Source organism: Ancylobacter sp. Lp-2 (genome assembly GCF_020523795.1).
Taxonomy (GTDB): Bacteria; Pseudomonadota; Alphaproteobacteria; order Rhizobiales; family Xanthobacteraceae; genus Ancylobacter.
Genome location: NZ_JAJALI010000005.1, coordinates 46,609 through 69,250, shown reverse-complemented (window position 1 = coordinate 69,250; position 22,642 = coordinate 46,609). Strand labels below are relative to the sequence as shown.

21 protein-coding genes are annotated in these 22,642 nt (G+C 69.4%); 16 read left to right on the top strand and 5 right to left on the bottom strand.

Features of this window, described 5'->3' with window-relative positions; genetic code table 11:
• Positions 1-3: 3 nt before the first annotated feature.
• The 4 genes from LGR54_RS13905 (at position 4) to hydA (ending at position 5,001) form a co-directional block, all read left to right on the top strand.
• Positions 4-1,041, top strand: a complete 1,038-nt coding sequence (locus LGR54_RS13905; protein WP_230362874.1) for an NAD(P)-dependent alcohol dehydrogenase — start codon at positions 4-6, stop codon at positions 1,039-1,041.
• A gap of 78 nt (positions 1,042-1,119) precedes the next feature.
• Positions 1,120-1,848 (top strand): SDR family oxidoreductase, encoded by a 729-nt coding sequence (locus LGR54_RS13900; protein ID WP_230362578.1) that lies wholly within the window; start codon positions 1,120-1,122, stop codon positions 1,846-1,848.
• Between the two features lie 2 nt (positions 1,849-1,850).
• Complete coding sequence (locus LGR54_RS13895; protein ID WP_230362577.1) at positions 1,851-3,455, top strand: FGGY-family carbohydrate kinase; 1,605 nt, start codon at positions 1,851-1,853, stop codon at positions 3,453-3,455.
• 88 nt (positions 3,456-3,543) lie between these two features.
• Positions 3,544-5,001, top strand: a complete 1,458-nt coding sequence (gene hydA, locus LGR54_RS13890; protein ID WP_230362576.1) for a dihydropyrimidinase — start codon at positions 3,544-3,546, stop codon at positions 4,999-5,001.
• A gap of 84 nt (positions 5,002-5,085) precedes the next feature.
• Here hydA and LGR54_RS13885 read toward each other — a convergent pair whose 3' ends face one another.
• The 4 genes from LGR54_RS13885 to LGR54_RS13870 form a co-directional block, all read right to left on the bottom strand.
• Positions 5,086-5,922 carry an HAD family hydrolase gene (locus LGR54_RS13885; protein WP_230362575.1) on the bottom strand — a complete coding sequence of 279 codons (837 nt, stop codon included), beginning with the start codon at positions 5,920-5,922 and terminating at the stop codon, positions 5,086-5,088.
• Entirely contained in the window at positions 5,919-7,463 is a 1,545-nt protein-coding gene (gene zwf / locus LGR54_RS13880) for a glucose-6-phosphate dehydrogenase (protein WP_230362574.1), read from the bottom strand. The genes LGR54_RS13885 and zwf overlap by 4 nt, the downstream gene beginning before the upstream one ends.
• A gap of 23 nt (positions 7,464-7,486) precedes the next feature.
• On the bottom strand, positions 7,487-8,557 hold the full coding sequence (gene gnd / locus LGR54_RS13875; protein ID WP_370638209.1) for a phosphogluconate dehydrogenase (NAD(+)-dependent, decarboxylating): 1,071 nt from the start codon (positions 8,555-8,557) through the stop codon (positions 7,487-7,489).
• A gap of 82 nt (positions 8,558-8,639) precedes the next feature.
• The gene (locus LGR54_RS13870) at positions 8,640-9,029 is read right to left on the bottom strand and encodes a hypothetical protein (protein WP_230362572.1); all 390 of its coding nucleotides are present in this window, start codon (positions 9,027-9,029) and stop codon (positions 8,640-8,642) included.
• Positions 9,030-9,280: 251 nt separating this feature from the next.
• Between LGR54_RS13870 and LGR54_RS13865 the strand changes: the two genes are divergently transcribed.
• From LGR54_RS13865 to LGR54_RS13810, 12 genes are all read left to right on the top strand, one after another.
• Positions 9,281-9,811: a c-type cytochrome, methanol metabolism-related gene (locus LGR54_RS13865; protein ID WP_230362571.1), complete on the top strand. Its 531-nt coding sequence runs from the start codon at positions 9,281-9,283 to the stop codon at positions 9,809-9,811.
• A gap of 157 nt (positions 9,812-9,968) precedes the next feature.
• Complete coding sequence (locus tag LGR54_RS13860) at positions 9,969-10,865, top strand: LysR family transcriptional regulator (RefSeq protein WP_230362570.1); 897 nt, start codon at positions 9,969-9,971, stop codon at positions 10,863-10,865.
• A gap of 240 nt (positions 10,866-11,105) precedes the next feature.
• Positions 11,106-11,600 (top strand): RidA family protein, encoded by a 495-nt coding sequence (locus tag LGR54_RS13855; protein ID WP_230362569.1) that lies wholly within the window; start codon positions 11,106-11,108, stop codon positions 11,598-11,600.
• Positions 11,601-11,683: 83 nt separating this feature from the next.
• Positions 11,684-12,805: an ABC transporter substrate-binding protein gene (locus tag LGR54_RS13850; RefSeq protein ID WP_230362568.1), complete on the top strand. Its 1,122-nt coding sequence runs from the start codon at positions 11,684-11,686 to the stop codon at positions 12,803-12,805.
• 509 nt (positions 12,806-13,314) lie between these two features.
• Positions 13,315-15,342 carry an ABC transporter permease gene (locus tag LGR54_RS13845; protein ID WP_230362567.1) on the top strand — a complete coding sequence of 676 codons (2,028 nt, stop codon included), beginning with the start codon at positions 13,315-13,317 and terminating at the stop codon, positions 15,340-15,342.
• Positions 15,339-16,121 (top strand): ABC transporter ATP-binding protein, encoded by a 783-nt coding sequence (locus tag LGR54_RS13840; RefSeq protein ID WP_230362566.1) that lies wholly within the window; start codon positions 15,339-15,341, stop codon positions 16,119-16,121. The genes LGR54_RS13845 and LGR54_RS13840 overlap by 4 nt, the downstream gene beginning before the upstream one ends.
• 5 nt (positions 16,122-16,126) lie before the next feature.
• Positions 16,127-16,894, top strand: coding sequence for an ABC transporter ATP-binding protein (locus tag LGR54_RS13835; RefSeq protein WP_370638203.1), 768 nt, complete (start codon positions 16,127-16,129; stop codon positions 16,892-16,894).
• Between the two features lie 29 nt (positions 16,895-16,923).
• Positions 16,924-17,844, top strand: a complete 921-nt coding sequence (locus LGR54_RS13830) for an arginase family protein (protein WP_230362565.1) — start codon at positions 16,924-16,926, stop codon at positions 17,842-17,844.
• Between the two features lie 16 nt (positions 17,845-17,860).
• Positions 17,861-19,009 (top strand): aromatic ring-hydroxylating dioxygenase subunit alpha, encoded by a 1,149-nt coding sequence (locus LGR54_RS13825; RefSeq protein WP_230362564.1) that lies wholly within the window; start codon positions 17,861-17,863, stop codon positions 19,007-19,009.
• Position 19,010: 1 nt separating this feature from the next.
• The gene (locus LGR54_RS13820) at positions 19,011-20,000 is read left to right on the top strand and encodes a D-isomer specific 2-hydroxyacid dehydrogenase family protein (RefSeq protein WP_230362563.1); all 990 of its coding nucleotides are present in this window, start codon (positions 19,011-19,013) and stop codon (positions 19,998-20,000) included.
• Positions 19,997-20,860 carry an amidohydrolase gene (locus tag LGR54_RS13815; RefSeq protein WP_230362562.1) on the top strand — a complete coding sequence of 288 codons (864 nt, stop codon included), beginning with the start codon at positions 19,997-19,999 and terminating at the stop codon, positions 20,858-20,860. The genes LGR54_RS13820 and LGR54_RS13815 overlap by 4 nt, the downstream gene beginning before the upstream one ends.
• A gap of 16 nt (positions 20,861-20,876) precedes the next feature.
• Positions 20,877-22,481, top strand: coding sequence for a gamma-glutamyltransferase family protein (locus LGR54_RS13810; RefSeq protein ID WP_230362561.1), 1,605 nt, complete (start codon positions 20,877-20,879; stop codon positions 22,479-22,481).
• Between the two features lie 25 nt (positions 22,482-22,506).
• Here the strand turns inward: LGR54_RS13810 and LGR54_RS25765 are convergent, their stop codons facing one another.
• A complete protein-coding gene (locus LGR54_RS25765) occupies positions 22,507-22,638 on the bottom strand; it encodes a hypothetical protein (RefSeq protein WP_255607622.1) in 132 nt (43 codons plus the stop codon).
• Between the last annotated feature and the right edge of the window lie 4 nt (positions 22,639-22,642).

Genomic DNA, 22,642 nt, shown 5'->3' with positions numbered 1-22,642 from the left:
ATGGTGCAGGCACTGGTTCTCGAAAAGAAGGGCGAGCTTTCCCTTCGCGACATCGACCTCCCGCAGGAGGTCGGCCCCGACGACGTGAAGATCGCCATCGACACGGTCGGCGTCTGCGGCAGCGACGTGCATTACTACACCCATGGCGCCATCGGCTCCTTCGTGGTGCGCGAGCCGATGGTGCTCGGCCACGAGGCGGCCGGCACCATCATCGCGGTCGGCGCCAACGTGAAGAACCTCAAGGTCGGCGACCGGGTCTGCATGGAGCCGGGCGTGCCGAACATGAGTTCGCGCGCGACCAAGCTCGGCATCTACAATGTCGATCCCGATGTGCGCTTCTGGGCGACGCCGCCGATCCATGGCGTGCTGACCCCCGAGGTCGTGCATCCCGCCGCCTTCACCTACAAGCTGCCGAACAACGTCTCCTTCGCCGAAGGCGCGATGGTCGAGCCCTTCGCCGTCGGCCTGCAGGCGGCGACGCGGGCGCGCATCACCCCCGGCGACGTGGCGGTGGTGATCGGCTGCGGCCCGATCGGCATCATGACGGCGCTGGCCGCCCTCGCCGGTGGTTGCGCCCGGGTCTACATCTCCGACCTCTCGGCGCCGAAGCTCGCCATCGCCGGGCAATATGCCGGCATCCACCCGGTGAACATCACCGAGCGGGCGCTCAAGGACGTGATCGCCGAGGAGACCGAGGGCTGGGGCGCCGACGTGGTGTTCGAGGCCAGCGGCTCGCCGCGCGCCTATGACGGCATCTTCGACATCGTGCGACCGGGCGGCACGCTGGTGCTGATCGGCATGCCGGTCGAGCCGACCAGGTTCGACGTCGCGGCGGCGATCATCAAGGAAGCGCGCATCGAGACGGTGTTCCGCTACGCCAATAATTTCGACCGCGCGGTCAACCTCATCGCCTCCGGCAAGGTCGACCTGAAGCCGCTGATCTCCGAGACCTTCGACTTCGCCCGCAGCATCGAGGCCTTCGACCGCGCGGCCAAGGGCCTGCCGGACGACGTGAAGCTGCAGATCAAGCTGCGCGGCTGAGCCGCCGGCGCGCCTCATTCGGCCCGGCCGCCTTGCGCGGCCGGGCCTTGTCCATTTTCGAAGGAATCGGGGACTGACATGGGAAGCAGGCTTCAGGGCAAGGTTGCGGCCATCACCGGGGCAGCATCGGGCATCGGCCTCGAATGCGCCCGCGCGATGCTGGAGGAGGGCGCCACCGTCGCCCTCGTCGACCGCGCCGCGGACGCACTCGAATCCATCTGCGCCGAGCTCGGCCCGAAGGCCGTGCCGGTAGTGGTCGACCTCCTGGATCCGGCGAGCGTCGCCACCATGCTGCCGCAGATCCTCGACGCCTGCGGCCCGCTCGACATCTTCCACGCCAATGCCGGCGCCTATATCGGCGGCAACGTGGTGGAGGGCGACCCGGACGTATGGGACCGGGTGCTGAACCTCAACGTCAACGCCGCCTTCCGCACCGTGCAGGCGGTGCTGCCGCACATGGTCGAGCGCAAGACCGGCGACGTGATCTTCACCTCCTCGGTGGCCGGCGTGGTGCCGGTGGTGTGGGAGCCGGTCTACACGGCGTCGAAATTCGCCGTGCAGGCCTTTGTCCACACCGTGCGCCGGCAGATGGCCCCGCATGGCGTGCGCGTCGGCGCGGTGCTGCCCGGCCCGGTGGTCACCGCCCTGATCAAGGACTGGCCGCAGGCCAAGCTCGACGAGGCGCTTGCCTCGGGTGCCCTCATGGAGGCAAAGGAGGTGGCGGACTGCGTCATCTTCATGCTGACCCGTCCGCGTAACGTCACGGTTCGTGACCTCGTGATCCTGCCGAACGCAACGGACCTTTGAGCATGAGCGGATGTTTCGTTGGAATTGACGTCGGCACCGGCAGCGTGCGCGCCGGCATCTTCGACGCCGACGGCCGGCAGCTGGCCGTCGCCAAGCGGGACATCCGCATCTGGAAAGAGCATGGCGACGTCGTCGAGCAGTCCAGCGATGATATCTGGGCCTGCGTCTGCGCCAGCGTGAAGGAGGCGGTCGCCCGCGCCGGCATCGCGGCTGACGATGTCGAGGGCATCGGCTTCGACGCCACCTGCTCGCTGGTGGTGCTGGGCGCCGAGGGCCGGCCGCTGCCGGTCGGCCGCCACGGCGATCCCGCCCGCAACGTCATCGTGTGGATGGACCACCGCGCCACCGGGCAGGCCGACCGCATCAACGCGCTGGGCAGCCCGGTGCTGGACTATGTCGGCGGCATCATCTCGCCGGAGATGGAGACGCCCAAGCTGCTCTGGCTGAGCGAGAAGCTGCCGGAAACCTTCGCTGGCGCCTGGCAGTTCCTCGACCTCGCCGACTTCCTCACCTGGAAGGCGAGTGGCAGCCTCGCCCGCTCGGTGTGCACGCTCACCTGCAAATGGACCTATCTCGCGCATGAGCAGCGCTGGGATGCGGATTATTTCCGCAAGATCGGCCTCGGCGCGCTGGCGGACGAGGGCTTTGCCCGCATCGGCACCGAGGTGGTGGCCGCCGGCACCCCGCTCGGCACCGGCCTCACCGCGCAGGCGGCGGCGGAGCTCGGCCTCGCGCCGGGCACAGCGGTCGGCGCTGGGCTGATTGACGCCCATGCCGGCGGCATCGGCACGGTGGGCGCGCGCGGCGGCGACGGCAACGCGCTGAACCGCATGGCCTATGTGTTCGGCACCTCGGCCTGCACCCTGCTGACCACCACCGAGCCGGCCTTCGTGCCCGGCGTGTGGGGGCCGTATTTCTCGGCGATGGTGCCGGGCTTCTGGCTCAATGAGGGCGGCCAGTCGGCGGCCGGCGCCGCCATCGACCGGCTGGTGCGGCTGCACCCGGCGGCGCCGGAGGCGCTGGAGCTGGCGAAGGCCGAGGGACAGAATCTCAGCATCTGGCTGGCGCATCGCGCCGAGGCGGCCGGCGGCGCGGCGGCGATCGCCGAGCTCGCCGGCACGCTCTACGTGGTGCCGGAATTCCTCGGCAACCGGGCGCCCTTCGCCGACCATCTCGCCCGCGGCATCGTCGCCGGCCTCGGCATGGACGACGACCTCGACAGCCTGGTCGGGCTCTACATGGCCGGCATTGCCGGCATCGGCTACGGGCTGCGGCAGATCCTCGAGGCGCAGGCGGCCAAGGGCGCGCGCACCGGCACGGTGGTGGTGTCCGGCGGCGCCGGCCAGAGCCCGCTGGTGCGGCAGGTGCTGGCCGATGCCGCCGGCGTGAGCATCGCGGCGGTGCGCTCCGGCGAGCCGGTGCTGCTGGGAGCGGCGATGCTGGGGGCGGTGGCGGCCGGGCGCTATGAGGGCGTCGAGGCGGCGATGTCGGCCATGTCGGAGATCGAGGCGGAATACCCGCCGGACGCGGCGACGGCGGCGTGGCATGCGCGGCGCTTCCGCGGCTTCGAGGCGTTGCAGGGTGCCTATCGCGCGCTGCGCGACTGACCTCGCGAACGGCCGGGACCTCCGGCCGGGCACGATCCTTGCTGGGCGGGCGCCGCGTGCCTGAGGCGTGCCTGAGGAGGAGATTGCTTTGTCCATCGTCATCAAGGGCGGCACCGTCGTCGCCGCCGACCGTGCCTATGCGGCGGATGTGCTCATCGAGGGCGAGACCATCGCCGCCATCGGGCCGGACCTCGCCGGCGACACCGTGCTCGACGCCAGCGGTACCTATGTGATGCCGGGCGGCATCGACCCGCACACCCATCTCGAAATGCCGTTCATGGGCACCACGGCGGCGGAGACCTGGGAAAGCGGCACCTTCGCCGGGCTGGCCGGCGGCACCACCATGGTGGTCGACTTCGTCATTCCCGACGGCGAAAACCTGCTCGGCGCCCTCGACGCCTGGCAGGCGCGGGCCGCCCGCCAGGCCAGCGCCGACTATTCCTTCCACATGTGCGTCACCGGCTGGTCGCAGGCGATCTTCGACGCGATGGAGCAGGTGGTGGCGCGCGGCGTCAACAGCTTCAAGCACTTCATGGCCTATAAGGGCGCGCTGATGGTCGACGACGACCAGATGTTCGCCTCCTTCCAGCGCTGCGCCGCGCTCGGCGCGCTGCCGCTGGTGCATGCCGAGAACGGCGACATCGTCGCCGCGCTCCAGCAGAAATACCTCGCCGAGGGCGTGCGTGGCCCGGAGGCGCACGCTTTTTCCCGCCCGCCGGAGGTGGAGGGCGAGGCGGTCAACCGCGCCATCATGATCGCCGATGCCGCCGGGGTGCCGGTCTATATCGTGCACGTCTCCTGCGAGCAGGCGCATGAGGCGATCCGGCGGGCGCGGCAGAAGGGCATGCGGGTCTATGGCGAGCCGCTGATCCAGCATCTCACGCTCGACGAGAGCGTCTACCGGCATCCGGACTGGGATTATGCGGCGCAGCGGGTGATGTCGCCGCCCTTCCGCGACAAGGCGCATCAGGACAGCCTGTGGGCCGGGCTGTCGGCCGGATCGCTGCAGGTGGTGGCGACCGACCATTGCGCCTTCACCACCGTGCAGAAGCGCATGGGGCTCGACGACTTCACCCGCATTCCCAACGGCACCGGCGGGCTGGAGGACCGCATGCCAGTGCTGTGGACCAAGGGTGTGGAGACCGGCCGGCTGACGCCGAGCGAGTTCGTCGCCGCCACCTCGACCAACATCGCCCGCATCCTCAACCTCTATCCGAGGAAGGGCGCCATCGCGCCGGGCGCCGATGCCGACATCGTGGTGCTGGACCCCAAGGCGTCCAAGACCATCCGCGCGGGAACGCAGGCCTCGATCATCGACTACAACGTGTTCGAGGGCGTCGAGGTGCGCGGCCTGCCGCGCTTCACCCTGTCGCGCGGCGAGGTGGTGTTCTCACAAGGTCGCAACGACGCGCCGCGCCCCGGCCGGGGCCGCTTCGTGCCGCGCCCGGCCTTTCCGGCGCCGAACCGGGCGCTGTCGACCTGGAAGGCGCTGGTCGCCCCGCGCGCCGTCGAGCGCGACCCGGCGCGCATGCCGATCGGCGTGTGAGCCGCCGCCCGGCTTAAGCCAAGCAACGGCCTGGCCCAAGCCGCGGCATTAGCTCCTGCCGCGGCCTTAGTCCAAGCTGTGGCCCTAGCCCCTGCCGCCGGCGCGCGGCAGCACGAACTGCTCGATGGCGTGCGCTACCCCGTCCGCGTCATTGGCGGTGGTGACCACATGCGCCTGCGCCTTCACCTCCGGCGCGGCATTGCCCATGGCGATGGCGAGCCCGGCATTGGTGAACATCGGCAGGTCGTTGTGCATGTCGCCGATGACCGCGACCTCGTCGAGCGGCACCCCGTAATGCGCCGCGAAGGCGCGCACGGCATGGCCCTTGTCGGTGCCGGGCGGGGTGAGGTCGAGATATTTCGGCTGTGAGCGCTTCACCGTGGCGCCGCTGCCCAGCAAGGGCTGGAGTTCGGCCTCGCAGGCCTCCAGCATGGCGAAGTCGCTGGAGGCGCCGACGATCTTGCCCGCCCGCGCGACATGGTCGCCGAACGCGCTGACCACCGTCGGCTGGAAGGCCACGGTGCGAATCTCGCCGGCGACATACTGGTTGTCGGGATCGGTGAGGAACCACTCATTGTCGGCGAACACCCAGATGCCGGCGCCGCGCTGGCGCATCATCTCGATGCCGGTCTGCGCCGCCTCGCGGGCGATGAAATGCTGCTCGACCACCGAAAAGTCGCCGCGCAGGATCTCGCCGCCATTGAAGCCGCCGAACAGGTCGAGGCCGAGCGCCTCGACCAGGATCTTCATGCCGCGCGGTGGCCGGGCCGAGACGGCGCAGAAAGGCACGCCGGCCTCGCGCAGCCGGCTCACCGCCGCCGCCGTGGCGGGCGTCACCGCCTTCTGCTTGTCGACCAGCGTGCCGTCGACGTCGGAGACCATCAGCGAAATACGGCCGGAGGGGGTAGGGGAACTGTTCATCGTGCACGCATCTGATCGAGAGAGAGCCACTGGAAGCCGTCCTGCGCCAGCATGACGTCGGCCATGGCCGGGCCGCTGGAGCCGGCGGAATAGAACTGCACGTCGTCGTCGCCGCCGGCGACGGCGTCGATGATCGGCTCCACCGCCTCCCAGCCCGCCTCGATGGTGTCGGCGCGCTGGAACAGCGTCGGGTCGCCGCACAGGCAGTCATAGATCAGCGTCTCGTAGCCGGTGGACGGCGCCGCCTTGAAGTAGTCGGCATATTTGAAGTCCATCTCGACTTCCGACAGCTTCACCTTGCGGCCCGGCACCTTGGCGGCGAAGCGCAGCGAGACGCCCTCGTCCGGCTGCACGTGGATGACCATCAGGTTCGGCTTCAGCGCGGTGGGCAAATGGCGGAACAGCACGCCGGGCGCGCGCTTGAACTGGATGGCGATCTCGGTGCGCCGCACGGAGAGCGCCTTGCCGGTGCGCACATAGAAGGGCACGCCGTTCCAGCGCCAGCTATCGACGAAGCATTTCAGCGCCACATAGGTCTCGGTGCGGCTGTCGGGCGCGACGTCGTGCTCGGCGCGATAATCCTTCACCGGCTGGCCGTTGATGATGCCGGCGCGGTACTGGCCGCGCACCGCCGCGCCGATGGCGTCGCTCGGCTTCATGTGGCGGATCGCCTCGATCACCTTGGTCTTCTCGGTGCGCACCGCATCGGCGTCGAAGGAGTTCGGCGGCTCCATCGCCGTCATGGCGAGCAACTGGAACATGTGGTTCGGCACCATGTCGCGCAGCGCGCCGGTGGCGTCGTAGAAGCGCCCGCGCTGCTCGACCGTCACCGTCTCGGCGGCGGTGATCTGCACGTGGTCGATATATTCCTTGCTCCAGATCGGCTCGAAGATGCCGTTGCCGAAGCGCAGCGCCATCATGTTCTGCACGGTTTCCTTGCCGAGGAAATGGTCGATCCGGTAGATTTGCCGCTCGTCGGCCACCGCCAGCAGGCGCTTGTTGAGCGCCCGCGCCGAGGGCTGGTCGGAGCCGAAGGGCTTCTCCACCACGATGTGGCGGAAGGCTCCATCCTCCTCCTTGAGCAGCCCGGCGCCGCCGAGCTGCTCGGAGATGGCGGCGAAGAAGCGCGGGGCTACCGCGAGGTAGAACACCGCATTGCCGGTCTGCCCGGCCCGCCCGTCGAGCCGCTCGCGGATGCGGCCATAGGTGGCGGGGTCCTCGAAGTCGCCGGCGATGTAGCCGATGCGGCTGATCAGCCAGTTCCAGATATTGCCACCGACATCGCAGGAGCCGGGCAGCCCCTTGGTCGCCTCGGTGAGGTAGGCGCGATAGTCCTCCTCACTTTGCTCGATGTGGTCGACGCCGATGATGGCGAAGTCCTCCGGCAGCACCCCCTCATTGGCGAGGTTGTACAGCGAGGGCAGCAGCAGCCGCTTGGTGAGGTCGCCGGAGGCGCCGAAGATGAAGAAGGTGGAGGCGGGCGCGGGTGCCGTATCCGGCGCCAGCACCTTCTGCCCGAGAACGACGGTCTCGCCGGCCATGATCGATTACCTGTCCTGAAACGTTACTTCGCCTTGAATTCGGTGTGGCCGCCGAACTGGAAGCGCATCGCCGACAGCATCTTCTCGCCGAAGGTGTGGTCCTGGCGCGAGCGGAAGCGGGTGTAGAGCGCGGCGGTCAGTACCTCGGCCGACACCGCTTCCTCCACCGCCGCCATCACGGTCCAGCGCCCCTCGCCGGAATCGGCCACCTCGCCGGGGAATTCGGCGAGGTGCTCGTCCTGGGCGAGCGAGATCGCGGTGAGGTCGAGCAGCCAGGAGGACACCACGCTGCCGCGCCGCCACACCTCGGCGATGTCGGGCAGGTCGAGCGTGTAGCGCTCGTTCTCCGGCAGCGCGGCCGAGCTCTTGTTCTTCAGGATCTCGAAGCCCTCGGCATAGGCCTGCATCAGGCCGTATTCGATGCCGTTATGGATCATTTTGACGAAGTGGCCCGAGCCGGCCGGCCCGGCATGGATGTAGCCCTGCTCGGCGCGCGGATCGCGGCCCTCGCGGCCGGGCGTCTCCGGGATGCTGCCCTTGCCGGGGGCGAGGGCGGCGAGAATCGGGTCGATATGGTCCACCGCCACCTTGGCGCCGCCGACCATCATGCAATAGCCGCGCTCCAGGCCCCATACGCCGCCGGAGGTGCCGACGTCGACATAGTGGATGCCCTTGGGCTCCAGCGTCTCGGCGCGGCGGATGTCGTCTTTGTAGAAGCTGTTGCCGCCGTCGATGACGATGTCGCCGGGCGACATCAGGTCGGCGAGCGCGTTCACCGTCTCCTCGGTCGGCGCGCCGGCCGGCAGCATCACCCACACCGCGCGCGGCGCGTCGAGCTTGGCGACGAGGTCGGCGAGGTCGGCGGCGGCGGTCATGCCCTCGCCGGCGAGCGCGCCGGCAGCGGCGAGGTTGCGATCCCACACGACGCAGGCATGGCCGGCGCGGGCGAGGCGCCGCGCGATATTGCCACCCATCCGGCCGAGGCCGACGACACCGAGCTGCATGCTGCTCTCCCTGGTCCCATTCCGATTGCGGGTCTTCGCTCGCCCATTCGAGCCGAAAACCTCCTGTCGATCCCTTAAGAATCCTCGGATATCTGGCTTTAGCGCGCAAACACCACAACTCGATTACCGGAATAGCACGCCGGCTCGCCGTCCCCGATGGCACGGGCCGGCGTCATCGCGGCCGGTGGGCCGCCTGAAGGGATCGCCAGCCGAGGTGAAGCAGGCCGATGGCTGCCCAGGCGAGCAGCAGGATGCCGCCAGCGGGCAGGGTGGCGAGGCTGAGCCAGCCAAGCACACCCATAGTGTAGAGCGGTTCGCCGACATCACGGCCTGCGATGATGCAGGGATGCACGCTTCCCTCGTCCAGCCTGCAGCCGGCGAGGTTGGCGATGAGCCCGGCGAGCAGGGCGCTGAGCAGAGGGGCGAGGGCGAGGAAGACGATGACGAGCAGGCCGAGCGCGTAGAGCCGGCCCCACCGGCGCCGGCGGGCGGGAGGGGAGGCGTCGTCCGGCGGGCGGGTCGTCTCGGCGTCGCCGGGTGACTCGGGTGCCGCGTCGGTCATGTCCACACCGCTGAAATCGGACCATCGGGACAGAGTAGCGCGAAAGCGGCGCCGGCGGGACGGCGATGCGTGGAAGCCGCCGTCCCGCCGGTATCCCCCGCCCATCGGGCACGATTTGCCGCACATGCGATGGCCGCGACATGGCGGGCGTGCCGTGCGATGCTGGACGGATGGCGCGCGTCCCGATGCGTGCGCCGTCCGGCGCCGGCGCCGGATCGGGAGCCGTCGGAAGCAGGGCGTGGGAGCGGGACATGGGCGCGCGAGGCGGGGTCGTCGTGGCGGCAGGCCTGTTGTTTTCGGCCGTCCTTTTGTCCGCGCCCCCGGCGCTGCGCGCCGACGGGTCGGGCAATCCCGCCGCCACCGGGTCGGAGGACGGCAAGTACACCGACAAGGACGGCAATCCGACCTTCAAGATCGCGCCGGACGGCACCGTCGACTGGTACACCTCGGTCGGCTATCTCCGGTACACCGCCAATTGCATGCAGTGCCACGGCCCCGACGGTCTGGGGTCGAGCTTCGCCCCTTCGCTGGTCGACGCGCTGAAGACCATCGACTACGACCGTTTTGTCGACACCGTCACCAACGGCAAGAAGAACGTCGATGCCAGCCAGGAGCTGGTGATGCCGGCCTTCGGCGAGAACCCGAACGTCATGTGCTATCTCGACGCCATCTTCGTCTATCTGCGCGCCCGTTCCGACGGCGCCCTCGGCCGGGGGCGGCCGGGCAGCAGCGCCCCGCGCCCGCCCGGCTACAGCGCCGCCGAGAATGCCTGCATGGGCTGATGCCTGCATGGGCTGAGCGCTGCCGGCGCAAGATCGGCACAAGATCGGCGCCTCCGGCGTTCCCGTCGCCGGCGCGGATCGGCTAACCTGCCGGCGCGCCGCGCGACCGGCCGCGCGCCCGGCGATCTCCGCCGGCAACCGCTTGAGTGCATCCCCGATGGATACCCGACATCTCGAAGCCTTCCGCGCCGTCTATGAGAACGGCTCGATGAGCGCGGCGGCGGCGGTGCTGCGCAAGTCGCAGCCGGCGATCAGCAATCTCATCGCCCGGCTGGAGGACGAGATCGGCCTCAAGCTGTTCCACCGCGCCCATGGCCGGCTGGAGGCGACGCCGGAGGCGGAGACCTTCTTCGCCGCCATCGTGCGCACTCTGGACGCCATGGACCGCACGCTGGCGATCTCGCGCAACCTCAAGAGCCTGTCCTCGGCGACGCTGCTCATCGCCTCGCCGCCCGGCCTCGCCACCTATCTCTTGCCGCCGATCATCGCCGACGTGCTGCGCGAGAATGCCGGCGCCACCGCCCGCTTCATCACCCGCTCCTCCTATGCGGTGCGCGACCTCGGCACCGTCGGTGCCTTCGACGTCGGCTTCGCCGAGCTGCCGATCGACATCCACGTCGCCTCGCTGGAGCTGTTCGAGGTCGGCTGCATGTGCGTGATGCGCGCCGACCATCCGCTCGCCGGGGAGAAGGTGGTCGGGCCGGCCCAGCTCGATTCCATGCCCTTCGTCACCCTGTTCCCCGAGCACATCACCCATATCGCCGCCGCCGAGGCGTTCTTCGAGGCGCAGGCGCACTGGAACGTGGTAGCGGAGGTGGAGTTCTTCGGCACCGCCTGCGTGCTGGTGCGCGAGCTCGGCGCCGTCACCGTCGTCGACCCCGCCACCGCCCGCTTCTTCGAGGCGATGGGCCTCGTCGCGGTGCCGTTCCGCCCGGTGCTGCCCTATCGCTTCGGCATGTTCCGCCCGAGCACCCGCCCGCCCTCGCGGATTTCGGTCGCCTTCATGGACCGCTTCCGCCGCGCCATCGCCCCCGATCTGCTGTCGGTGCGCTGAAGTCGGGCGCTCCGGCCCGCCGGCGCCCAAAGTTGCAGCAGCCGCCAGCCGGTGGATCGCCGGCGGCACCGCCCGCTGCCGATCCGCCTGACATAGCCCCCGCGCCACCGCCCCGGAACCCTCGTGGCCGGGCAAGGCTATAACTTTGCTTTATGGACTATCGCCTATTTTACATTTGACGAAACAACGAAATCGAAGGGAGATCGGGTGCACAGCACGAGTGACTGAAGAGGTGCATGAATGAGCGTGTCGGCAATGCAGCGGGTGGCGGAGCTCGGTCTCGCCATACCCTCGGCCGGGGGCGGAACGGACTATTACGGCCAGCTCTACGGCAAGATGAAGCCGCATTATCTCAGCGACAAGCTGCTGTTCCTCTCCGGCCAGACCGCCGGCGTCGATGCCTCCGGCAAGGTGCTGTATCCCGGCCGCCTCGGCCGCGACGTCACCGTCGAGGAAGGCTACGCGGCCGCCCGGCTCACCGGCCTCAACTGCCTCGGCTGCATCCTCGACGCGGTGGGCGACCTCGACCGCGTCAAGGGATTGGTGCGCTCGCTCAACTTCATCGCCTGCGACCCGGCCTTCACCCAGCCGCATCTGGTGGCGAGCGGGCTGACGGACCTGTTCGAACAGGTGTTCGGCCCCGAGATCGGCGTCGGCGGCCGCGCCTCCATCGGCGTGATGTCGCTGGCCGACGACTACTGCTTCGAAACCTGGATGACGGTCGAGCTTCGCTGATCGCCCGCGCCCATCGACACTTCGCCCATCAAAACAAGGCAGCGTGCGGCAAACGCACGATCTTCCCCCAGAGGAGAACTCGCATGACGGTCTCGCGTATCGCCGCTGCCCTCATCGGCATCGGCCTCCTGGCCACGCCGGGCCTCGCCCGCGCGGAGGACATCACCATCGGCTTCACCGCCGCTTTGTCGGGCGACTTCGCCGCCTTCGGCCTCAACATGCGCAAGGGCCTCGACCTTGCGGTGACCGAGCTCAACAAGAAGGGCGGCGCCACCTTCAAGATCGACGCGGTGGACGATCGCGGCGAGGCGCGCGAGGGCGTGCTGATCGCCCAGCGCTTCTGCTCCGACAAGAATGTCGACGTGGTGATGGGCTATTCCTTCTCTTCCATCGCGCTGGCGGCGATCCCGGTGTTCACCGAGTGCAAGCTGCCGGTGCTCGCCTCGGCGGTCACCAGCCCGGCGCTGTCGAATGTCAGCCCGTATTTCCGCCGCAACGTGCTCACCGACGCGGTGCAGGGCGCCATGGCCGGCACCTATGCCGCCAAGACGCTGGGCGTGAAGTCGATCTATGTGCTGAACCAGCAGGACGATTACGGCATCGGCGTCGCCAAGGCGTTCTCCGAGGCCGCCGAGAAGGGCGGCGCCAAGATCGCCGGCACCGAATCCTACCTGCTCGGCGCCAAGGATTTCCGCACCCTGCTGACCAAGGTGCGCGCCGCCAAGCCGGACGCGATCTTCATCGGCGGCTTCTACACCGAGGCGGCGAAGATCGCCGAGCAGGCCCGCGCGCTCGGCATCAAGGCGCAACTCATCTCGACCGACGGCGCGCTCAACGTCGATCTGGTGAAGCTCGGCCGCGACGCCGTCGAGGGCATGATCGTCTACGGCATGTTCGACCCGGCGGTCGCCACCCCGGCGACGGCGGCCTTCCTCGCCGCCTACAAGGACGCCTACAAGGAAGACCCGAGCGCCTGGGCGGCGCTGGGCTACGACGCCGGCATGACCCTCGGTGCCGCCGCCGATCTCGCCGCCAAGGACGGCCCGGTGACGCGCGAGAGCCTCAACGCCGCCTTCGGCAAGCTGAAGGACGTGCCGGGCGTCACCGGCCCGACCACCTTCGACCCCAGCGGCGACCGCGCCGGCGCGCTTTATTTCCTCGCCGTCAAGGACGGTAAGTTCGGCTTGGCGCCGAAGCAGCCGTGAGGATGTGACGCCCGGGCGGCGGGTGGGGATCGGCAGTCAGCCGTCTCCACCGTGCCCTCCCGGGCCACGGTGGAGACAAGGGAGCCTCCCTCTCCCCGACGGGAAAAGGAACGGCCTGCCCGCTATTTCTACCGTTGCCCTCCCGGACAATGGGTGCAGGAGGAGATGCTCCCTCTCCCCGTCCGAACTCGGCAGTTGCCGAGTTCGGTCTTCGGCAAGGTCGACGTCGGATGTATCCGATGTCGACGGAGAGGGGTGAGGCGAGGGACCTCGGTGCTTTCCGACGTCGTCGCCTCTCATCGACCGGCTTTGCGGGCCACCTCTCCCCACGGGGAGAGGGAAGGAGCCGCCCGGCGGCTGCTTCCATCGTTGCCCTCCCGAGGCAACGGCGGGAACAAAGCAAGGAGCCTCCCCCTGTGAGGCTCCCCACCATCGACGGCGCCGGGCGTGACGCGCGGCGCCGAAGCTCCTGACGGGCAAGGGCCCCCCGGCGGGCAACGCGAAGAGGCATGATGGACTATTTCGGGCAGCTACTGGCGAACGGACTGGTGCTCGGGGCGATCTACGCCCTCACCGCGGTGGCGTTCACGCTGGTCTATGGCGTGGTGCGGCTGGTGAACTTCGCCTTCGGCGAACTGTTCATGCTCGGCGCCTTCCTCACCACCTCGCTGATGCTGCCGGAAGTGCGGCTGTTCGGCACCGTGGTGCCGATGCCCGGCTTCCCGCTGCCGATCGCCGCGCTCGGCGCCATCGTCATCACCGGGGTGATCGGCGTCGTCGTCGACCGCATCGCCTACCGGCCGCTGCGCAATGCCCCGCGCCTCGCCCCGCTCATCACCTCCATCGCCGTGTCCGTGGTGCTGCAGAGCCTCGCCCAGACCATCTGGGGCGCCGAGGAGTTGCGCTTCCCGCAATTCTACCTCGCCACCCTCGAGCCGGTGGTGCTGTTCGATTCCATCTATCTCTCGGTGATGGACCTGGTGGTGATGGCCACCGCCGTCGTCGCCATGCTCGGCCTGTCGCTGTTCATCGCCCGCTCCTCGCTCGGCCGCGCCATGCGCGCCAGCGCCGAGGACCAGACGGCGGCGATGCTGGTCGGCATCCCCGTCAATCGGGTGGTGGCGGCGGCCTTCGCCATCGGCTCCGGCTTCGCCGCGCTGGCCGGCCTGCTCTATGCGCAGACCTATGGCTTCGCCCATTCCAGCATGGGCTTCCTGCCCGGGCTGAAGGCGCTCACCGCCGCCGTGCTCGGTGGCATCGGCTCGGTGCCCGGCGCGGCGCTGGGCGGGCTGATCCTCGGCCTCGTCGAGGCGCTGGGCGCCGGCTATCTGCCCAACGGCACCGCCTGGAAGGACGCCATCAGCTTCGTGCTGCTGGTCGGTCTGCTCTATATGCGCCCGCAGGGCCTGCTCGGCCGTCCGGAACTGAACTCGGCCGGGCGCGGCAGCCTGCTCGGCGGCGCCTCGGCGGCCGGCGCCGGCTGGCTGCAGGCGATCTTCGCCCGCGGCGACGCGCTGCTCGCCCGCGGCGCGGCGGCCGGCACCCCGGCGGCATTCGGCCTGCTGGCTGTCGCGGTGATCGTCGGGCTCATGGTGCCGTCGGACTACTGGCTGCGCATCCTCACCATGGTGGTGATCTACGGCATGCTGGCGAGCGGGCTCAACGTCATCGTCGGCTTCGCCGGCCTGCTCGACCTCGGCTTCGTCGCCTTCTGGGCGGTCGGCTCCTACCTCACCTCCATCCTGTTCGTGCTGGTGCTGAAGGACGGCTACGGCGTCGCCCCGCAGGAGGTGTGGTGGCTGCTCTATCTCAACCTGCCGCTCGCCGGCCTGCTGGCCGCCGGCTTCGCGGTGCTGCTGGGCACGCCGACGCTGAAGCTACGCGGCGACTACCTCGCCATCATGACGCTGGGCTTTGGCGAGATCGTCCGCGTGGTCGCCATCAACTGGATGGACCTGACCAACGGCCCGATGGGCATTCGCGGCATCCCGGCGCCGAACCTGTTCGGCATCGCGCTCGGCTCGCCGCGCGCGCAGTTCTTCTTCGCTCTCGCTTTAGCGGTGGTGGTGGTGTTTGCGGTCGCCCGGCTGGTGCGCTCCTATGTCGGCCGCGCCTGGGTGGCGATCCGCGAGGACGAGGAGGCGGCCGAGGCGATGGGCGTGCCCACCGCACGCTACAAGCTCTACGCCTATGCCACCAGCGGCTTCGTCGGCGGCTTCGTCGGCGTGTTCTACGCCCACTCGCAGCAATATATCAGCCCGCTGAACTTCAGCCTGTTCGAGAACATCCTGCTGCTGATGCTGGTGGTGCTCGGCGGCCTCGGCACCTTCCTCGGGCCGTTCGTCGGTGCGCTGATCTGGATCGTGTTCCTGCAGCTCGCCCTCGACCTGCCCTTCGTGCAGGCCTATCCCGAGACCCGCTTCGCGCTGCTCGGCGTAGTACTCATCGTGCTGATGGTATTCCGTCCGCAGGGCCTCGCCGCCAGCGCCCGCGTCGGCCTCACCATGCCCGGCGCGCGGGCGAAGGAGGCCGCATGATGGGAGCAGAGACCGGCGCGCTCCTCGAAGCCCGGCAGGTGATCGTCCGCTTCGGCGGGCTGGAAGCCGTCGGCGGCCTCGACATGGCGGTCGCGCGCGGCGCGATCCATGGTCTTATCGGGCCGAACGGCGCCGGCAAGACCACGGTGCTGAACGTGCTCACCGGCTTCATCCGGCCGACCGCCGGGCGCCTCGTCTTCGACGGCGAGGAGATCGGCGGGCTGAACGTCAACGGCTTCGCCCGGCGCGGCCTCGCCCGCACCTTTCAGAACATCCGCCTGTTCGGCGCCATGACGGTGCTGGAGAGCGTGCTGGTGGGGGCGCATCAGCGGTTCTCCGCCTCGGCGCCGGCGCTGATCTTCGGTGCCCGCACGGCCCGCGCCGCCGAGCGGGCGATGATCGCCCGCGCCCATGAGTTGCTCGCCTTCGTCGGGCTGGGGCGCGACGTCGCCGACCGCGTCGCCACCACCCTCTCCTATGGCCACCAGCGCCGGGTCGAGATCGCCCGCGCGCTGATGTCCTCGCCCAAGCTGCTCCTGCTCGACGAGCCGCTCGCCGGCATGAACGCGCTGGAGAAACAGGAGATCGCCGACCTCGTCCGGCAGGTGCGGGCGCAGGGCATTACCGTGTTGCTGATCGAGCACGACATGCAGATCGTCCGCAGTCTGTGCGATCACCTGACGGTGCTCGAATACGGAAAACTGCTCGCCGACGGGGAGCCGGAGCAGGTGCTGGCCGATCCGGCGGTGCAGGCCGCCTATCTCGGCCGGGCGAGGTGATCGACATGGCGGAGATCGTTCCCATCATCCACCCCACTGCACACGCCGAGCGGCCGGTCGAGCCGCTGCTGAAGGTCTCCGGCCTGTCGGTCGCCTATGGCCGCATCCGCGCCATTGACGGGGTCGACCTCACGGTCGAGCCGGGCCGCATCGTCTCGCTGGTGGGCTCCAACGGCGCCGGCAAAACCACGACGCTGATGGCGCTGTCCGGCCTTTTGCCGCTGGCGGCCGGCAAGATCGTGTTCGCCGGCGAGGACATCACCGGGCTGGCGCCAGAGCTGCGCGTCGGGCGCGGCATCGCCCATGTGCCTGAACGGCGTAGGGTTTTCGCTGGCATGAGCGTGCGCGAGAACCTGGTGCTCGGCGCCTATTCGCGCGGCGACGCCATGGAGATCGCCGGCGACATCGAGCGGCTCACCAGCCTGTTCCCCATCCTCGGCAAGCGGATGAACCAGGCGGCGGGCACGCTGTCGGGCGGCGAGCAGCAGATGCTCGCCATCGCCCGCGGGCTGATGTCGCGCCCGCAATTGCTGATCATGGACGAGCCCACCATGGGCCTCGCCCCGCAGATGATCGACCTGATCCTCGACACGGTGCTGGAGATCCGCAAGCTCGGCACCACCGTGCTGCTGGTCGAGCAGAACGCCATCGAGGCCATCCGCCTCTCCGACCACGTCTATGTCATGCGTCTCGGCCGCGTCGTCCACGAGGACAGCGGCGCCGGCATCGATCCCGAGCGTGTGAAAGCCTTCTACATGGGAGTCGACGCATGACGGAATTCTCTGGCGCATCAAAGCCTAAGATGCGCCTGGGCACCTTTCTCGGCGTGCCGCCGGCCACGACGGCCAGCGCCGGACAGATCGCGGTGATCGGCCTGCCCTTCGATTGCGGCACCCATGCCACCCGCATCGGCTCGCGCCAGGGGCCGGCGTCGTTCCGCGCCATGTCGAGCGAGGTGCGGCCCTATTATCCGCCGCTCGCCGACGTCGATCCGCGCGCCGGCGGCAAGGTCGTCGACCTCGGCGACGTCGACGTGGTCGCCTCCGACATCGGCCCCTCGCTCGCCACCATGGAAGCGGCGGTGCTTGAGGTGGTGCAGGCGGACGCGGTGCCGCTCTGCGTCGGCGGCGACGGCACGGTGACGCTGCCGGTGCTGCGCGCACTGGCGCGGCGCTATCCCGAGCTGGTGCTGGTGCACATCGACGCCCATACCGACGCCTATCCGGGCGAGGAGGTCAACACCGGCACCACCTTCACCCAGGCGGCGCGCGAGGGGCTGATCGACACCAGGCGCTCCTTCCACATCGGCGCGCGCGGCACCATGCCGGTGCCCGGCGCCTATGACCACACGCGCGGGCTCGGCTTCCGGTTGGTCAGCGGCGAGGAGGTGCGCCAGCGCGGCGCCGCCGCCATCGCCGCCGAGGTGCGCGAGGTGGTCGGCACGCGCCCGGTGCACCTGTCCTTCGACATGGATTACTTCGATCCCTCCGCCGCCCCCGGCGTCGCGACTCCCACCTGGGGCGGCCCCCCGGTGGCGGAGGTGTTCGACCTGCTGCACGGGCTCAAGGGGCTCGACCTCGTCGGGGTCGACATCAACACGCTGAGCCCGCCGCACGACGTACAGGGCATGGCGGCCATGCTGGCCGGCCATGTGGCGGTCATCGCCCTTCATCTCGTCCAGCTCGGCCAGGCGGAGCACCGCCTGAATGCCGGGCACCGCTGAACGGAGGCACACGGTCATGAGCATCGAGACCACTCTGGTCCCCGAACCCTATGTCTGGAGCGAGCCGCCGCTCGGCGACGCCAAGAGCGCGCCGACGCGCTTCTACACCGACCCCGCGGTGTTCGCGGCCGAGGTGAAGCACATTCATCTGAAGCAGTGGTTCTTCGCCGGGCGCGTCGAGGAGGTGCAGAACCCCGGCGACTACAAGGCGCTCGACAGCGTCGGCGGCCCGGTGCTGCTGGTGCGCGGCGAGGACGGCGTGCTGCGCGCCTTCGCCAATGTGTGCCGGCACCGCGCCTCGATCCTGCTGGAAGGCTGCGGGCACGCCAAGAACATCATCTGCCCCTACCACGCCTGGAACTACCGGCTCGACGGCACGCTGGCCGGCGCGCCGGGCATGCGCGAGGTGCCGAAGTTCGAGAAGCCCCCGCACGGGCTGATCCCGATCCGGCTGGAGGTGTGGGAAGGCTCGATCTTCCTCAATTACGACGACGACGCCGCGAGTCTGATGACGCATCTCGGCAACATGCCCGAGCTGATCGGCAGTCATAAGCTCGGCGAAATGGTCCGCACCTGGCACATGGAGATCGAGACCAGGTGCAACTGGAAGCTCCTGCTCGAAAACGCCATGGAGACCTACCACACCGGCGTCGTGCATGCCGCGACGGTGGGCGCCCAGCGCTCGGTGAGCTTCCCGACGCAGGGCGAGTGGCACGTCATCCAGGTGCAGGCGAACCGCTCCATCGCCGTGCTCGGCCAGGAGCCGCCTTTCCCGGTCATCGACGGGCTGTCGGAGCAGTCGCGCAAGGGCACCTATTTCACCGTCATCGAGCCGACCGTGCAGTTCGCCTGCGCGCAGGACTGCATGTGGTGGCTGGCGGTGCGGCCGATCAGCGTCGACCGCTCGGTGCTCTCGGTCGGTGGCTGTTTCCCCAAGGCCTATACCGAGCTGCCCGATTTCGAGGAGCGCGCCGCGCCCTATTACAAGCGCTGGGAGGCGGTGGCGCTGGAGGATGTCGGCATCCTCGAGAAGCAGCAGATCGGCCTGTCCTCCTGCCTCGCGCGGCCCGGCCCGCTCTCCTGGCGCGACGACATGGTGCTGGCGATGAACCGCTGGGTGATGGCGCACCTGCCGGCCCACATCGTCGACGGGATGGCTGACTGAGATGCGCGTTCTGCTGACCCATAATCGCGACCTGCTCAAGCATTTCTACGGCTTTCGCGCCGTGGAGGCGTTGAAGGCGCTGCCGATCGACCTCGTGATGAACGACAGCGACACGCCGCTCTTCGGCGATGCGCTGGTGAAGGCGGCGGAGGGCTGCGCGGTGGTCATTTCCGACCGCCTCGCCGCCGGGCCGCGCGAGGTGCTGGAGCGGCTGAAGGACGTGAAGCTGTTCACCCGCTGCGCCGTCGACATGCGTAACATCGACGTCGCCGCCGCCTCCGATGCCGGCATCCTCGTCTGCAACTGCTCGTCGGGCTATGCGGATGCGGTGGGCGAGCACGCGCTCGCCTTGATGCTCGATCTCGCCCGCAACATCTCCCGCGACGCCGCGCGCTACCATGCCGACGATGCCGGCCATCCCATGGTGTTCGGCCGGCAGATGGCCGGCGCCCATGTCGGGGTGATCGGCTACGGGTCGATCGGCCGGCGCATTGTCGAGCTGGCGCTCGCCTTCAAGATGAAGGTGTCGGTCTACGATCCCTATGCGTGGATGGACAATGGCGCGGTGAACAAGGTCGGCCTCGACGAGGTGCTGTCGCAGCCGGATTTCGTGGTCTGCGCCGCCTATGCGACCCCCGAGACCGAGCGCATGATGAACGCCTCGGCCTTCGCGAAGATGCGCCGCGACGCCTTCTTCATCAACATCTCGCGCGGCATCCTCGTCGACGAGACGGCACTTGAGGAAGCCTTGGTGTCGGGCGCCATCGCCGGTGCCGGGCTCGATGTCGGCGACGGGCCCGACCAGCAGCCCTCGCTGCGGCTGGCGCGGCTGTCCAACGTCGTCGCCACGCCGCATTCGGCGGCGCTGATGATCGAGCCGTCCGAGTTCCAGGCCATGGAGACGGTCGAGCAGGTCAAGGCTGTGCTGGCCGGACGCCTGCCGATCCACGCCAAGAACCCCGATCGCGTGCCGGGATGGCGGACCCGATGAGCGCGCTCCTTTCGGCGCAGCGCCCCGGCTTTCGCCCGCCCCCCGGCGCGTGCGACTGCCACATGCACATCTATGGCCCGGCGGATGTCTATCCGCCGGCGCCGAACTCGCCATTCCCGCCGGTCGCCGGCGGCGACATCGCCGCCTATCTCCAGCTGAGGGAGATGCTCGGCCTCACCCGCGCGGTGGTGGTGCAGCCTTCCGTCTACGGCTTCGACAACCGGGCGACGCTGCACGCCATGGCGGTGCTCGGCGAGGACGCGCGCGGCGTCGCCGTCGTGCCGCCCGATGCGAGCGAGCGCGAGCTCGACTGGCTCACGCAGCAGGGCGTGCGCGGCATCCGCTTCTTCATGATCGGCGGCGGCCTCTTGGGCTGGGACGATCTGGAGACGCTGGCGGCGAAGACCGCCGAATTCGGCTGGCATGTGCAGCTGCAGATGGACGGGCGGCTGCTGCACGAGGCCGAGGCGCGCCTCGCCAAGCTGCCGGGCCGGCTGGTCATCGACCATAACGGCAAGTTCCTGGAGCCGGTCGGCCTCGACCATCCCGGATTTGCCGCGCTGCGCCGCCTGCTCGACAACGGCCGCACCTGGGTGAAGACCTCCGGCGTCTACGAGACCTCGCGCATCGGCGCGCCCGACTACCCGGACGTCGCCGCGCTCGCCCGCGCGCTGATCGCCCACGCCCCCGAGCGCTGCCTGTTCGCGACCAATTGGCCGCATCCTTCCAAACCCGGCCAGCCGCCGGACGATGCGCGGCTCGTCGACCTGTTCCGTGACTGGTGCGGCAGCGATGCCGTGGCGGGCCGCATCATGGTCGACAATGCCGCGGAAGTGTACGACTTTCCGTCCCCCACCTGAACAGGGCGTCCGACACGTGATCTCGACCCGCCGCACCGATTTCTTCGGCCCCTCCCGCCCGACCGTGTTCGCGCGCGATGCCGCCATCGCCACCTCCCATCCGCTTGCCACGGCGGCGGGGCTGGAGATCCTCCAGGCGGGCGGCAACGCCATGGATGCGGCGCTGGCGGCGGTGGCGGCGCAGTGCGTGGTGGAGCCGGCCATGACCGGAATCGGCGGCGACTGCTTCGTGCTCTACGCGCCGAAGGGCAAGCCGACCGTCGCGATGAATGGCAGCGGCCGTGCCCCGGCGGCTGCCAGCGTGGAGGCGCTGAAGGCCGCCGGCCTCACGGGCGAGATTCCGCGCACCAGCGCCCATGCCGTCACCATCCCCGGCGCCATCTCGGCCTGGACGAAGCTGCATGCCGATTACGGCAGCCTGCCGCTCGACCGGCTGTTCGCCCGCGCCGTCGATTATGCCGAGAACGGCTATCCGATCGCCCAGCGCGTCGCCTTCGACTGGGCGGACGAGGCGCCGCTGCTGGCGCAGGACGAGAACGCCAGCGCCTTCTTCCTGCCGGGCGGCAAACCGCTGCTGGCCGGCCAGCGCCATGCCCAGCCGCTGCTCGGCCGGCGCCTGCGCGACATTGCCAGCCGGGGCGCGGCTGCCTTCTACGAGGGCGAGACCGCCGCCTCGCTGGTGGCCTACCTCAATGGGCTCGGCGGATTGCACACGCTAGAGGATTTCGCGGCGATGAAGGACGGCGCGTTCTACACGACGCCGATCTCCACCGAGTATCGCGGCTACACCGTCGAGGAGTGCCCGCCCAACGGCCAGGGCCTCGCGGCGTTGATGCTGCTCAACATCCTGCGGGAATTCGACCTCGGCGAGGGGCTGTCGCTGGCCGACCGCGTCCACCTCCATGCCGAGGCGACCAAGCTCGTCTACCACAACCGCGACGCGCTGCTGGGCGATCCCTCGGCGATGACCGTGCCGGTGGAGACGCTGCTGGCGCCGGAGACCGCCCGGCGCCTCGCCGCTCATATCGACATGGGCCGCGCACAGCCTCCGGTCTACTGGGACGAGCCGGAGCACGCCGATACGGTGTATCTCTGCGTCGTCGACCGCGACGGCAACATGGTGTCGTTCATCAATTCGATCTTCCACGCCTTCGGCTCGACGCGGATCGACCCGGCGACCGGCGTGCTCTTGCATTCGCGCGGCAGCTCGTTCCGGCTGATCGAGGGCCATCCCAATGCCATCGCGCCCGGCAAGCGGCCGATGCACACCATCATTCCCGGCCTGCTGCGGCGCGACGGTGAGGCGGTCGGCGTGTTCGGCGTCATGGGCGGCCAGTACCAGGCGGCCGGCCAGGCGGCGCTGCTCTCCGGCCTGTTCGATCGCGGCCTCGATCCGCAGACCGCCATCGACGCGCCGCGCTCCTTCGCCTTCGACGGTGAGCTGGAGCTGGAGCCGGCCTATCCCGAGGCGGTGCTGGCCGACCTCGCCGGGCGCGGCCACCGGCTGAAGGTCGCCGTCGAGCCGATCGGCGGCGCGCAGCTGATCGTCCGGGATCCGACGAGCGACCTGCTGCTCGCCGCTTCCGACCCCCGCAAGGATGGTTGCGCGCTCGGCGTCTGATCGGTCCGGGGCCTTCGCCCCGGCCTCAGTCGTTGCCCTTCAGCGCCCACCAGACGCCGCTGATGCCGACGACCAGCAGATAGAGCAGCACCGCCGTCAGCGCGATGAGCGGGGCGGACAACGCCGCGATCAACATCAAAGAGATGGTCTCGATCATCGAA

Coding starts and splice junctions, on each gene's coding strand:
- LGR54_RS13900 (WP_230362578.1), top strand. CDS start 1,120: ATGGGAAGCAGGCTTCAGGGCAAGGTTGCGGCCATCACCGGGGCAGCA.
- LGR54_RS13895 (WP_230362577.1), top strand. CDS start 1,851: ATGAGCGGATGTTTCGTTGGAATTGACGTCGGCACCGGCAGCGTGCGC.
- LGR54_RS13885 (WP_230362575.1), bottom strand. CDS start 5,922: ATGAACAGTTCCCCTACCCCCTCCGGCCGTATTTCGCTGATGGTCTCC.
- zwf (WP_230362574.1), bottom strand. CDS start 7,463: ATGGCCGGCGAGACCGTCGTTCTCGGGCAGAAGGTGCTGGCGCCGGAT.
- LGR54_RS13870 (WP_230362572.1), bottom strand. CDS start 9,029: ATGACCGACGCGGCACCCGAGTCACCCGGCGACGCCGAGACGACCCGC.
- LGR54_RS13865 (WP_230362571.1), top strand. CDS start 9,281: ATGGGCGCGCGAGGCGGGGTCGTCGTGGCGGCAGGCCTGTTGTTTTCG.
- LGR54_RS13860 (WP_230362570.1), top strand. CDS start 9,969: ATGGATACCCGACATCTCGAAGCCTTCCGCGCCGTCTATGAGAACGGC.
- LGR54_RS13855 (WP_230362569.1), top strand. CDS start 11,106: ATGAGCGTGTCGGCAATGCAGCGGGTGGCGGAGCTCGGTCTCGCCATA.
- LGR54_RS13850 (WP_230362568.1), top strand. CDS start 11,684: ATGACGGTCTCGCGTATCGCCGCTGCCCTCATCGGCATCGGCCTCCTG.
- LGR54_RS13845 (WP_230362567.1), top strand. CDS start 13,315: ATGATGGACTATTTCGGGCAGCTACTGGCGAACGGACTGGTGCTCGGG.
- LGR54_RS13840 (WP_230362566.1), top strand. CDS start 15,339: ATGATGGGAGCAGAGACCGGCGCGCTCCTCGAAGCCCGGCAGGTGATC.
- LGR54_RS13835 (WP_370638203.1), top strand. CDS start 16,127: ATGGCGGAGATCGTTCCCATCATCCACCCCACTGCACACGCCGAGCGG.
- LGR54_RS13830 (WP_230362565.1), top strand. CDS start 16,924: ATGCGCCTGGGCACCTTTCTCGGCGTGCCGCCGGCCACGACGGCCAGC.
- LGR54_RS13825 (WP_230362564.1), top strand. CDS start 17,861: ATGAGCATCGAGACCACTCTGGTCCCCGAACCCTATGTCTGGAGCGAG.
- LGR54_RS13820 (WP_230362563.1), top strand. CDS start 19,011: ATGCGCGTTCTGCTGACCCATAATCGCGACCTGCTCAAGCATTTCTAC.
- LGR54_RS13815 (WP_230362562.1), top strand. CDS start 19,997: ATGAGCGCGCTCCTTTCGGCGCAGCGCCCCGGCTTTCGCCCGCCCCCC.
- LGR54_RS25765 (WP_255607622.1), bottom strand. CDS start 22,638: ATGATCGAGACCATCTCTTTGATGTTGATCGCGGCGTTGTCCGCCCCG.